Raw genomic sequence first — 11,984 nt, 5'->3', positions numbered from 1 at the left:
TTATGAAAGTTAAAAAGGCAATTATTCCAGCAGCAGGACTTGGCACTAGATTTCTGCCAGCCACAAAAGCGATGCCGAAAGAAATGCTTCCGATAGTAGATAAACCAACGATTCAGTACATTGTTGAAGAAGCAGTAGAATCAGGCATTGAAGACATTATCATTGTAACAGGTAAAGGAAAAAGAGCGATTGAAGACCACTTTGACAACTCATTTGAACTCGAACAAAACCTTTTAGAGAAGGGTAAACTAGAGTTATTAAATGAAGTTCAAAAGTCTTCCAAACTCGTGGATATTCATTATATTCGTCAAAAAGAGCCAAAAGGACTTGGGCACGCGATCTGGTGTGCACGCAAATTTATCGGAAATGAACCATTCGCTGTGTTACTCGGTGATGATATTGTCGCAGCAGAAAAACCTTGTCTAAAACAAATGATCGAACAATATGAACGCTATAATGCCTCAATTATTGGCGTGCAGCATGTATCTGACGAAGAGGTATCCAGATATGGAATCGTAGATGGCGCGAAAATAAGTGACCGCTTTTACAATGTGAACCATTTAGTAGAAAAGCCGAAGATGGAAGAAGCACCTTCTAATTTAGCCATCCTGGGCAGATATATTTTAAGTCCAAGAATCTTTGATCTATTAAACAATCAAAAGCCAGGAGCAGGCGGAGAAATCCAGCTTACAGATGCCATAGCCGCTCTTAATCAGATAGAAGCCGTTTTTGCCTATGACTTTGAAGGCATCCGCTATGATGTAGGTGAAAAACTCGGCTTCATCAAAACAACCATTGAATTCGCTCTTAAACATAGCGAACTGAAATACGATTTGCTTCATTACTTATCAAATCTAATGGAAAAAGAATTCTCCAAAAAATAATGAACGAAAACACTCGTGCAATTGAGTGTTTTTTGTTCGAGCAGGGTGATAAAAATGCCTGACAAAGTGCTTTTTACGGCAACAGTTGATTACCACTTTAAAAGCTTTCATCTACCAATACTAAAATGGTTTAAAGAACAGGGCTGGGAAGTTCATGTAGCTGCACTTGGGAATATTGAACTTCCATACGTCGACCAGAAATACAACCTGCCCATTCAACGGTCACCATTTAATAGTAGAAACTCGGTTGCATACAGTCGATTAAAAGACATCATTAATGAAAATAACTACAGTATCATTCACTGCCATACACCTGTTGGAGGCGTTCTTACCCGGCTGGCTGCAAGAAAAGCAAGAACAAAAGGCACAAAAGTCATCTATACGGCACACGGCTTTCACTTTTGCAAAGGTGCGCCGCTTCAAAATTGGCTGACTTTTTACCCAATCGAAAAATGGCTTTCAGCTTATACGGATTGTCTGATTACGATTAATGAAGAAGATTATCTTCTGGCAATGGATCGGCGATTTGCAGCTGGAAAAGTTGAACACGTTCATGGAGTAGGGGTAGACACTGAAAAGTTCAAACCGATTTCGGAAAATGAAAAAATGAAAAGAAGAAAAACATTCGGAATGGAGCAAGATGACTTCATTTTGTTCTACGCAGCAGAGTTTAACAAGAATAAGAACCAGCAATTTTTGCTGCATGCCATGTCTCGATTAAAAGATAATCTCCCAAACGCTAAACTTCTCCTGGCTGGTGAAGGAGCTCTTTTAGAAGAATGTAAACAGCTTGCTAAAACGCTCAGTATCGAGCAAATGGTTCATTTCTTGGGATTCAGAAAAGATATTGATTCCATCTTGCCAATGTGTGATTTAGCAGTAGGATCAAGTCTTCGTGAAGGACTGCCGGTCAATATTATGGAGGCTATGGCCTGCGGGCTGCCTGTTGTTGCTACAGACAACAGGGGGCATCGGGAACTTGTGGTGGATGGGGTGAATGGATGGATTGTTCGAAATCAAGATGGTCAGAAAATTGCAGAGCACATTTATTCATTTGCAACTGATCATTTGAAAAGGAAAATATTTGGAAGCAATGGCAGAATATTAATCGAGAACCAGTACAGCATTAAACAAGTGCTTGAAGAAAAAAGTAAAATCTACATGAAATACATGAGAGAAACGGAGGCATTGAAGTGGGCGGTCCAATAAGAGTTTTGCATGCCGTAGTAAACATGAACCGCGGTGGTGCAGAAACATTAATCATGAACTTGTATCGAAATATGGATCGATCAAAAGTTCAATTTGATTTCCTAACATGTAAACCAGGTGCCTTTGATGATGAAATCACTGAAATGGGTGGAAGGATTCATAGAATTCCTTATATCACTGATGGAGGCCATAGAAATTACATTAACCACCTTGATCAATTTTTTAATGAGAATAGTCAATACAAAATCGTGCACGCCCATATGGATAAAATGAGCGGGTTTATTTTGCGTGCTGCAAAGAAGGCTGGTGTACCTACACGAATTGCACATAGTCATAATACTCAAAGTGAAGGCGGAATTGCTGCTAAGGTTTATAAAAGCTACGCCGGTAGTAAAATCTCTAAAGCATCAACTCATTATCTGGCATGTTCGAAAGTAGCAGCAAATTGGCTTTTCAAAAGTAAAGCAAGCTCCTCTACAATCCTAAAGAATGGGATAGAGCTTAACAAGTTTGCTTTCTCACAGGCTATAAGAGATCACGTAAGAGCAGACCTTAGAATTGAAATAAATACTTTAGCAATTGGTCATATAGGCAGATTTAATCATCAAAAAAACCATATATTTTTGATTGATATTTTTAATGAATTATTAAAAACGGTTCCAAATGCAGTATTAATATTAGTAGGTGTTGGGCCATTAAGGTCATCAATTGAAGAAAAGGTTAAAGGATTAAATATCGAAAATAAAGTTCAATTTCTTGGTAGTAGAAGTGATGTAGAATTTTTATTACAAGCATTCGATCTATTTGTTTTCCCTTCCTTGCATGAAGGGTTGCCAGTTACGCTAGTAGAAGCACAGGCATCAGGTTTACCTTGTATTATTTCTGATAATATTTCGAGTGAAGTAGATATGGATATTAATCTAATTAAATATGCATCCAACACTAACATGTCTGAATGGATTAAAAAAATACAAGAGACTCGAAAGCTCAAAATCAATAGGAATATTAACTTTAAAAATCTTTCTGATAAAGGCTACGATATCCAACACAGTTCTCAATGGACTAAAGAATATTATTTAGCAATCTCGAGGTGAAGCATATGAAAATGTTAACAATCTTTACACCAACTTTTAATCGCGCTTATTGCTTGCACCATTGTTATGAGAGTTTAAAACGTCAAAGCAGCAAGGACTTTGTATGGTTAATTATTGATGATGGTTCTACAGATTATACACCAAGTTTAGTTAAAAGCTGGATAGAAGAGAACATGATAGAGATTAAGTATATCCAGCAGCCAAACCAGGGAATGCATGGCGCCCATAATACTGCTTACAACAATATTGATACAGAGCTCAATGTTTGTATTGATTCAGATGATTATATGCCTGATGACGCAGTGGAGAAAATAATAAATTATTGGATAATTAACGGATCAAAAAAAGTAAGTGGCATAATTGGACTTGACTCAGATACTAATGGCCAAATCATAGGATCAAGGCTGCCAGATCAGCTAAAAAAATCTTCTTTATTTGATCTTTACAATAAACATGGAGTCAAGGGAGATAAAAAACTCGTTTACAGAACTGAAGTATCTAAAAAGTATCCATATCCAATCTTCAAAGGGGAAAAGTATGTAGGCCTTGCTTATAAATACTATAAGCTGGATGAAGAATATGAAATGCTTCTATTTAATGAGGTACTATGTTGTGTTGAATATTTGGAGGATGGATCTTCTAGGAACATGTTAAATCAATATAGGAAGAATCCAAAGGGTTTTGCTTTTTATAGGAAAGAATTGATGAATTTAAAATCTGCAAATCTAGGATTTAAGTATAGACAGTGTATTCATTATGTTTCAAGTTGTTTGCTTTATAAAAATAATAGATTTGTGCATGAAACACCAAATAAATTTCTTACTATATTAGCAATTCCATTTGGAGTCAGTCTTTATTTGCACATCTTATCTAAAACTACTGCTTTAGATTAATAAACTAGCAATGAGAAGAGGTCATTTTAAATGACAGTTCTTTGGATTACATTATTATTGGTTTTTGTGCTTGCTTTTTTTTCGAGGTATTCGGCGTCAATGAACGGTACTTTTACCTACTCAACTTTTGTCTCTCCAAATAAATTTTTAGTTTTTTTGACGTTCTCAGTCTTAGCTTTAGTTTCAGGACTAAGAAATACAATAGGCGATACCTATTTTTATATGCATGCTTATCAAGCTACTGATTTTACATGGGATTACATACTTGAGAATAAGGACCCTGCTTTTGGCGTTCTGCAGATGATGTTAAAGAATTTGACTTCCGATCCTCAGGTCTTAATTTTCATAACCGCTTTAATTACCAATTTACTAATCATTGTAACACTTTATAAATACACTCGATTATTCGAACTGAGTTTATATGTTTATATTACTTCTGGTATGTTTACTGTTTCTATGAATGGTATACGTCAATTTTTAGCAGCATCGATAATATTCTGGGGGACAAAATTTCTGCTGGCAGGCGAACCTAAAAAATATTTTATACTTGTGTTAATTGCAAGTACCTTCCATCAAAGTGCTCTTATTTTATTGCCAATTTATTTTATTGTCAGAAGAGAAGCTTGGACTAAGGTAACAATTATAATACTAACTGCGACTGTCTTAATTGTAATAGGATTTAATGAGTTTTCTCAACTAATTTTTTCAGCAATAGAAGATACTCAATATGGGGAATATGGCATCTTTACTGAAGGTGGAGCAAATAAACTGAGAGTATTGGTTGAAGGAGTGCCATTATTTATAGCTTTTTTAGGTCGTGAGAGGCTTCGGAAACTTTGGCCAAAGAGTGATATTATTGTAAATTTAGCTATGATAGGTGTCATCTTTATGATTATCGCAACACAAAATTGGATTTTTGCAAGATTTAACATTTATTTTAGTTTATACAACTTAATTTTGATTTCTTGGTTAATACATCTTTTTAAAGATAGTAATAAGAAGTTCGTTTATTATTCATTACTAGTTTGTTATCTTATCTATTTTGTGTACGAACACGTAATTTCATTAGGGATTATTTACAGAAGTGATTATATCAATTTATAAGAGGTAATATTATGAAAATAGCAGATAATATAAATGAAGTGAACTTACGACAACTTCTCGAGTATGTTTATGAAATAGGACAGCTGTCTGAAAGTATTAGTGTTTTAGAATTCATAAATGAAATAGAACTTGAAATTATAGAAAAACTCAAAAGCATCAAAGGGGAGAAAAATGAAACGTATTTTTGATTTAGCTACTTCTATAGCAATACTTATAATATTTTCTCCTATTTTAATAGCCGTAGCAATACTTGTAAAAGTTAAGATAGGATCACCAATCTTTTTTAAACAGCTGAGACCGGGTCTGTTTTGTAAACCATTTTACTTTTATAAATTTAGAACAATGACTGAGGAAAGAGATGAATTTGGAGAACTATTAGATGATCATTATAGGTTAACACCTTTCGGGAAATACTTAAGAAAAACGAGTTTTGATGAGTTTCCTCAATTGATAAACGTTATTAAGGGGGATATTAGTTTAGTAGGACCTAGACCCTTATTAATGGAATATTTACCTCTTTATACAGAAGAACAAAAAAAGCGACACCAAGTCAAACCTGGTATTACTGGCTGGGCTCAAATAAATGGTCGAAACAGTATTTCATGGGAAGAAAAGTTCAAGCTGGATGTTTGGTACGTAAATAATCAATCTTTTTTGTTAGATTTGAAAATCCTTTTTTTAACAAGTTATAAAGTTTTAAGATCTCATGGAATAAATCAGCAAGGAAAAGCAACAGTTGAAAAATTTAAGGGGTCCCAAATAAGCGGAGGCTCGTTATGAACTTTGTGATTATTGGTCAAGGTGGACATAGTAAAGTTATCAAAGATATAGTAGTTTTTAATAAGAATATTAATCTAGTTGCATTATTAGATGATAAATATGATCAGAAATTTATTTCTGATCATATTTTTTATGGTCCAATATCTGCTTATAAAGATTTAATCGAAAATTATTCAGGTATTAAATTTATGATAGCTATTGGAAATAATAAAATTAGAAAAAAAATCATAGAAGAATTGAATCTTGACGATAATTTTTATACTTCCGTTATCCACCCTACAGCTATTGTAAGTTCAAGTGCAAAAATTGGTGTTGGATCTGTTGTTATGGCAAATGCTGTTATTAATGCCGATTCTAATATTGGTGATCATGTGATCATTAATACAGGTGCAATCATTGAACATGACAATCACATAGGAAACTTCTCTCATATTTCACCCAGAGGTACCTTAACAGGTAATGTGCGAATTGGAGAAGGAGTTCATATTGGAGCGGGTGCTACAATAATTCCAGATGTTCACATTGGTGATTGGACTGTGATTGGAGCAGGTGCAACTGTTGTTAAATCCATTCCTTCACATCAGACAGCGATAGGAGTACCTGCTAAATATTGAATGTAAGAGGTGTTAAAAGTGATGCAAGAAATTTTACAAAAAAGAATTTATCTTTCTTCTCCCCATATGAGTGGAAATGAATTGAAATACATTAATGAAGCGTTTGAAACAAATTGGATTGCACCTTTAGGGCCAAATGTTGATGCATTTGAAAAAGAAATAGCAAATTATGTAGGAGTCAGTGAAGCTGTTGCAGTAAGTTCAGGTACTGCAGCAATTCATTTGGCTCTTTCTTTATTAGATGTAAAAAAGGGAGACAAAGTTTTTTGTTCCACACTTACTTTTGTAGCGAGTGCGAATCCAATACTTTATCAGGGTGCTGAACCAGTTTTCATCGATTCAGAACCGGAAACATGGAACATGTCACCTCTTGCTCTTGAGAGAGCCTTAAAAGAAGCATTTATGGATGGAAAGCTGCCTAAAGCAGTTATTGTTGTAAATCTATACGGTCAAAGTGCAAAAATGGATGAAATAGTTTCTATGTGTAACCAGTATGATATACCAATTATTGAGGATGCAGCAGAGTCACTTGGCTCTACCTATAAAGGAAAAGCGAGTGGCTCATTTGGGAAATTTGGTGTATTTTCATTTAATGGAAATAAAATTATTACAACTTCTAGTGGAGGTATGCTTGTTTCTAATGATATTGAAGCTTTAAAGAAAGCAAGATTTTTAGCTACTCAAGCAAAAGATCAAGCTCCCCATTATCAACATAGCACAATTGGTTTTAATTATCGAATGAGTAATATACTTGCTGGTATCGGTAGGGCTCAATTAGAAGTATTAGAAGAAAGAGTTAAAGCTAGAAGGTTACTATTTGATCGATACTATCAAGAATTAGGTTGTAAACCTGGAATTAAATTTATGCCTGAATTAAACGATACACAATCTAATCGTTGGCTTACAGCATTAACCATTGATGAGAAAGTAACAGGAACTTCAATACATTCTATATTAAATGCTTTGGCTGTAGAACATATAGAAGCGCGTTCTGTTTGGAAACCTCTTCATATGCAACCTCTATTTAAAGGGGTTAAATGCTACACTCATAATGAAAATACGAATGTATCTGAACATTTGTTTAATACAGGTTTATGCCTTCCTTCAGGATCGAATATGACGGAAGAAGAACAATTGAAAGTCATAAAGTATGTAAAAGAAAGTTTAAAAATAAGAGTATAATCTTAAACTTTTATTTGGCGTTCACTATCGAAGGGAGGTTGAGAATAAAATGAATACAAATAATAATAAAATCCCTAAAATTATTCATTACTGCTGGTTCGGAAGAAAAGAAAAACCTGATATTGTAAAAGAATGTATAGCAAGCTGGAAAAAGCATTTATCTGGGTATGAAATTAGAGAATGGAATGAAAATAACTTTGATATAAACACCAATATATATGTAAAAGAGGCATATGAATCAAAGAAGTTTGCTTTCGTAAGTGATTATGCAAGAATGCAAGCTTTATTTAACTTTGGTGGAATATACCTGGATACTGATGTGGAAGTATTTAAACCATTTGATGATCTATTGAATCATGAGTCATTTTGGGGTTTTGAACAAGAAAATTATATTGCAACAAGCACGATAGGGGCAGTTAAAGGGAATAAGTTGATAAAATTATTTTTATATTCATATCAAGAAAAGAGTTTTATTAAAGAAGATGGTAGTTACGATGATTTAACAAATGTAGCTATAGTAACTAAGATATTAAAAAATAATGGATTGAAAATAAATGGACAATATCAAGAAATAATTGAGCTAGGAACATTTTATCCTCAGACATACTTCTCTCCATATGATTACATAAACTGTAGGAAGTTTATCACTGAAAATACGTACGCCATGCATCACTTTTATAAGAGCTGGTTATCACCAAAAGCGAAATTTAAAAGCAATTTAAAAACAGTAGCAGCTAAAGTAATAGGCGGAGAAAATATAGCTAAAATCAGAAAAATAGTTTCGAGAGTTTAGGAGAAAAAAATGAAAAAAATATTGATAGCCTCTTTTGATATGGAAGTTGGGGGAGTAGAAAGAAGTCTTGTGAGCATGCTTGAAAACTTTGATTATAGAGAATACGCTGTTGATTTGATGTTATACCGACAACAAGGTGATTTTCTGAACTTAGTTTCTAATAAAGCAAATTTATTAGGAGAAATCCCGCAATACGCAACTTTTAGAAAATCAATAGGAGAAGTCTTTAAAGATAAACAGTACAGCATAGGGCTATCACGATTTTTTTCTAAGATAAATGCTGTTCTTACAGGGGAAATAAAAAGAATTGCAGAGCCAGGCTATTATCAAATGCAACTAATGTGGAAGTATGCTTTACCTTTTCTTCCCAAGATTGCAAAAGAGTATGATGTAGCAATAAGTTATTTATGGCCACATTATTTTGTAGCTGAAAAGGTGAAGGCTAAGAAAAAAATAGCTTGGATTCATACTGATTTTTCAAAGGTTGAAACAGATATTAAGTTGGACTTAAAAATGTGGCGGAATTTTGATTATATAGTAGCTGTATCAGAAGCGTGTAAAACATCTTTTTTGAATAAATATAGCGAATTAGAAAATAAGGTGATTGTAATAGAAAATATAACATCACCAGAATTCATTAGAGAGATGGCTAATAAAATAGTTCATAATCCAATGATTGAAGATAATAGATTTAAAATTTTAACAGTTGCCAGACTATCACATGCCAAGGGAATCGATAATGCTGTAAAAGCTTTAAAGATATTAAAAGAAAAAGGCTATCATGATATTGCATGGTATGTAGTGGGCTATGGCGGTGATGAAACTAGGATCAAAGAAATGATAAAAGAATCTAAACTAGAGGACAGCTTTATTTTATTAGGGAAGCAAACTAACCCATATCCATTTATGAAAGAAGCTGATCTATACGTTCAACCGTCTAGATACGAGGGAAAAGCTGTAACAGTAGGTGAAGCACAGATTCTTTCAAAACCAGTAATGATCACGAACTATACAACAGCAAAAAGCCAGGTGAAAGATGGAATTGACGGATATATTACTGAGTTATCTATTGAAGGAATTGCAGACGGAACTGAAAAACTATATAAAGATTCAAAGCTAAGAGATAATTTAGTTGAAAACTGTAAAAATACAAATTTCAGCAATAGACCTGAATTGAAGAAGTTATATAATATTTTAAATTGAAGTGGGGGGAGGTAAGGATGGTTCCAAAAGTAAGTGTCGTAGTACCAGTTTATAATTGTGAAAATTATATTTCAAATTGTTTAGAAAGCATACTTAATCAAACATATACTAACATTGAAATTATCATTATTAATGACGGATCAAGTGATAAAAGTGAAGAGATAATTTCTGAGTATAAAGAAAAGGATAACCGAATCATTTATGTATATCAGGAAAATAACGGACCATCTGAAGCCAGAAATAAGGGTATTCTAACTTCGACAGGTAAATATTTAGTATTTATAGATTCTGATGATACAGTTGATAAAAGATATATTGAATTACTATTAAAAGAAATGATAAGTTCAGAAGCTGATTTAGTCTGTTGTGGTTATAGAGATGAGTCCAAATATATGGTAAGGAATCATACAGATTTTGATTTTAATATTAGTGTAAACTTACATTCTTTTATGGAAATGGTCTGTAAGGGAACAGGAGGAGTACTTTGGGGTAAGATATTTAAAAAAGAAATTATCGTCGAGAATAATTTGAAAATGGATAAAAATATATTTATGTCAGAGGACTTAGTTTTTGTCCTCCAATATGTTGCTTATTGCAAGATATTTGCTGCTATAAAAGAGTATTTATATAATTACAATAGACTTAATCAGGAAAGCATAAGTTCAAAAATATCTATCAATTATATTGAAAATCATATTATTGTTTGTGAATATATCGAGGGAATATTTCGTTCTGTTAATTTTAATGAACAAAAAACAAATCAAATAATTGTAAAACGAATTCAAGAATTTGTTTTAAGTTTGATAGAGCAACAAACCTTCAATTTAAAAAATATAGAGATAAATAAAGCAAGTAACAATATAAAAAAATTACTCTCTATACCTTATGTCGAGAAATATAAAAGTGAATTTAAATCTAATAGTGCGTACTATAAACCATATGTATTTTTTGTGAAAAATAATCGTTTTAAATCTTGTATCATTTATGGGGTTTATTTAAATATGCTAAGAAAATTAAAAAGGAAATTTATATCTAGAAAGCAAGTGAGTCTATGAAAAAATCGCTACTGTTCGTTATTGATTCACTAACAATTGGAGGAGCAGAAAAAAGTTTAGTTTCCTTATTAAATCTGATTGATTCTTCGAAATATGAAATAGATTTATTACTTATTAAAAGAGGTGGGGATTTAGAAAAATATATTCCATCATATATAAATATCTTATCAGTACCAAAATACTTTAGTTCAATCGAAAATAATACTTTAATAAATATGAAAAACCTTTTTTATAGACTAAAGACATCTTTAAGTTTAAGAGTAAATAATTACAATAAAAACGTATTACATAGTGAACAGGTTGTATATAAAAGTATAGATAAGATTCTGAAGCCATTAAATAAAATATATGATGTTGCCATAGCTTATAGTCAGGGAATGCCTACTTATTTAGTAGCAAATAAGGTTATTGCATCAAAAAAATTAGCATGGATTAATACTGATTATGTTAATACTTTGTATGATAAAGAAGTTGATTATAAATCATACAGTAAAATAGATAAAATGATTGCAGTTTCTGAACACACAAAAAATTCTGTGTCTCAGATTAGAGAAGAATATAAGAATAAAGTTGATTTGATTTTAGATATAGTTGACCCGAATATGATTAATCAAATGTCTCTTGAAGGAGAGGCTGAAGAATTTGACAAGTCGTTAGTTAATATTTTAACAGTAGGAAGGCTAGTATCAGCAAAGGGCTATGATAAGGCTATTAAGGTAGCAAACTTACTAAAGAATTCGGGATATAAATTTAGATGGTTTGGGATTGGAGAAGGTCCAGAAAGAAAAGGACTTCAAAAATTGATAGAGGAATATGAATTAAATGACTATTTTATTTTGCTAGGGAAAAAAATTAATCCATACATTTATATGGAAAATTGTGATATTTACGTACAACCATCAATAAAAGAAGGATTTGGTCTTACAGTAAGTGAGGCTAAAATTTTAAAAAGGCCTATTGTATGCACAAACTTTTTCACAGCGAAGGAAATCATTGAGCATGAAGTAGATGGTTTAATAGTTGAACATGATATAGAGAGCATATATAAAGGTGTTAAAAAGTATTTGGATGAAAAGAGCTTTAAAGAAAAAATAATGAAAAAACTAGATACAACAGAACCGTATAGTTCAGTTAATCAGTTAAAGAATTTTTACAATTTAATTGAAAGTTAAG

13 protein-coding genes are annotated in these 11,984 nt (G+C 32.5%); all 13 read left to right on the top strand.

What is annotated here, in order from left to right; all coding sequences use genetic code 11:
* Positions 1-2: 2 nt before the first annotated feature.
* Genes galU through QLQ22_RS13480 form a run of 13 tightly spaced genes read left to right on the top strand, consistent with a single transcriptional unit; the run spans position 3 to position 11,983 of the window.
* A complete protein-coding gene (galU, locus tag QLQ22_RS13540; RefSeq protein ID WP_223435388.1) occupies positions 3-884 on the top strand; it encodes a UTP--glucose-1-phosphate uridylyltransferase GalU in 882 nt (293 codons plus the stop codon).
* 54 nt (positions 885-938) lie between these two features.
* Complete coding sequence (locus QLQ22_RS13535) at positions 939-2,093, top strand: glycosyltransferase family 4 protein (RefSeq protein WP_284014964.1); 1,155 nt, start codon at positions 939-941, stop codon at positions 2,091-2,093.
* Entirely contained in the window at positions 2,078-3,187 is a 1,110-nt protein-coding gene (locus tag QLQ22_RS13530) for a glycosyltransferase family 1 protein (protein WP_284014963.1), read from the top strand. The genes QLQ22_RS13535 and QLQ22_RS13530 overlap by 16 nt, the downstream gene beginning before the upstream one ends.
* Positions 3,188-3,192: 5 nt before the next feature.
* Positions 3,193-4,080, top strand: a complete 888-nt coding sequence (locus QLQ22_RS13525; protein WP_284014962.1) for a glycosyltransferase family 2 protein — start codon at positions 3,193-3,195, stop codon at positions 4,078-4,080.
* A 30-nt stretch (positions 4,081-4,110) separates the two neighbouring features.
* Positions 4,111-5,184: an EpsG family protein gene (locus QLQ22_RS13520; protein ID WP_284014961.1), complete on the top strand. Its 1,074-nt coding sequence runs from the start codon at positions 4,111-4,113 to the stop codon at positions 5,182-5,184.
* An 11-nt stretch (positions 5,185-5,195) separates the two neighbouring features.
* Positions 5,196-5,372 carry a YwzD family small protein gene (locus QLQ22_RS13515; protein ID WP_284014960.1) on the top strand — a complete coding sequence of 59 codons (177 nt, stop codon included), beginning with the start codon at positions 5,196-5,198 and terminating at the stop codon, positions 5,370-5,372.
* Entirely contained in the window at positions 5,356-5,964 is a 609-nt protein-coding gene (locus QLQ22_RS13510) for a sugar transferase (RefSeq protein WP_284014959.1), read from the top strand. Before QLQ22_RS13515 ends, QLQ22_RS13510 begins: the two co-directional genes overlap by 17 nt.
* Positions 5,961-6,578 (top strand): acetyltransferase, encoded by a 618-nt coding sequence (locus tag QLQ22_RS13505; RefSeq protein WP_284014958.1) that lies wholly within the window; start codon positions 5,961-5,963, stop codon positions 6,576-6,578. Before QLQ22_RS13510 ends, QLQ22_RS13505 begins: the two co-directional genes overlap by 4 nt.
* 21 nt (positions 6,579-6,599) lie before the next feature.
* Positions 6,600-7,760 (top strand): DegT/DnrJ/EryC1/StrS family aminotransferase, encoded by a 1,161-nt coding sequence (locus QLQ22_RS13500; protein WP_284016823.1) that lies wholly within the window; start codon positions 6,600-6,602, stop codon positions 7,758-7,760.
* Between the two features lie 49 nt (positions 7,761-7,809).
* Positions 7,810-8,553, top strand: coding sequence for a glycosyltransferase family 32 protein (locus tag QLQ22_RS13495; RefSeq protein WP_284014957.1), 744 nt, complete (start codon positions 7,810-7,812; stop codon positions 8,551-8,553).
* A gap of 9 nt (positions 8,554-8,562) precedes the next feature.
* Positions 8,563-9,756 carry a glycosyltransferase gene (locus QLQ22_RS13490; RefSeq protein WP_284014956.1) on the top strand — a complete coding sequence of 398 codons (1,194 nt, stop codon included), beginning with the start codon at positions 8,563-8,565 and terminating at the stop codon, positions 9,754-9,756.
* Between the two features lie 17 nt (positions 9,757-9,773).
* Positions 9,774-10,811: a glycosyltransferase family 2 protein gene (locus QLQ22_RS13485; protein WP_284014955.1), complete on the top strand. Its 1,038-nt coding sequence runs from the start codon at positions 9,774-9,776 to the stop codon at positions 10,809-10,811.
* Complete coding sequence (locus tag QLQ22_RS13480; RefSeq protein WP_284014954.1) at positions 10,808-11,983, top strand: glycosyltransferase; 1,176 nt, start codon at positions 10,808-10,810, stop codon at positions 11,981-11,983. Before QLQ22_RS13485 ends, QLQ22_RS13480 begins: the two co-directional genes overlap by 4 nt.
* The last annotated feature ends 1 nt before the right edge of the window (position 11,984 follow it).

Source organism: Metabacillus hrfriensis, from assembly GCF_030127205.1.
Lineage (GTDB): Bacteria > Bacillota > Bacilli > Bacillales > Bacillaceae > Bacillus_P > Bacillus_P dongyingensis.
The sequence above is the reverse complement of the archived record's forward strand: the minus strand, read 5'-3'. Positions and strand labels throughout refer to the sequence as shown.

What these genes read in the sequence shown, in the direction of transcription:
- galU (WP_223435388.1), top strand. Translation starts at nt 3, where the DNA reads ATGAAAGTTAAAAAGGCAATTATTCCAGCAGCAGGACTTGGCACTAGA.
- QLQ22_RS13535 (WP_284014964.1), top strand. Translation starts at nt 939, where the DNA reads ATGCCTGACAAAGTGCTTTTTACGGCAACAGTTGATTACCACTTTAAA.
- QLQ22_RS13525 (WP_284014962.1), top strand. Translation starts at nt 3,193, where the DNA reads ATGAAAATGTTAACAATCTTTACACCAACTTTTAATCGCGCTTATTGC.
- QLQ22_RS13520 (WP_284014961.1), top strand. Translation starts at nt 4,111, where the DNA reads ATGACAGTTCTTTGGATTACATTATTATTGGTTTTTGTGCTTGCTTTT.
- QLQ22_RS13515 (WP_284014960.1), top strand. Translation starts at nt 5,196, where the DNA reads ATGAAAATAGCAGATAATATAAATGAAGTGAACTTACGACAACTTCTC.
- QLQ22_RS13510 (WP_284014959.1), top strand. Translation starts at nt 5,356, where the DNA reads ATGAAACGTATTTTTGATTTAGCTACTTCTATAGCAATACTTATAATA.
- QLQ22_RS13505 (WP_284014958.1), top strand. Translation starts at nt 5,961, where the DNA reads ATGAACTTTGTGATTATTGGTCAAGGTGGACATAGTAAAGTTATCAAA.
- QLQ22_RS13500 (WP_284016823.1), top strand. Translation starts at nt 6,600, where the DNA reads ATGCAAGAAATTTTACAAAAAAGAATTTATCTTTCTTCTCCCCATATG.
- QLQ22_RS13495 (WP_284014957.1), top strand. Translation starts at nt 7,810, where the DNA reads ATGAATACAAATAATAATAAAATCCCTAAAATTATTCATTACTGCTGG.
- QLQ22_RS13490 (WP_284014956.1), top strand. Translation starts at nt 8,563, where the DNA reads ATGAAAAAAATATTGATAGCCTCTTTTGATATGGAAGTTGGGGGAGTA.
- QLQ22_RS13485 (WP_284014955.1), top strand. Translation starts at nt 9,774, where the DNA reads ATGGTTCCAAAAGTAAGTGTCGTAGTACCAGTTTATAATTGTGAAAAT.
- QLQ22_RS13480 (WP_284014954.1), top strand. Translation starts at nt 10,808, where the DNA reads ATGAAAAAATCGCTACTGTTCGTTATTGATTCACTAACAATTGGAGGA.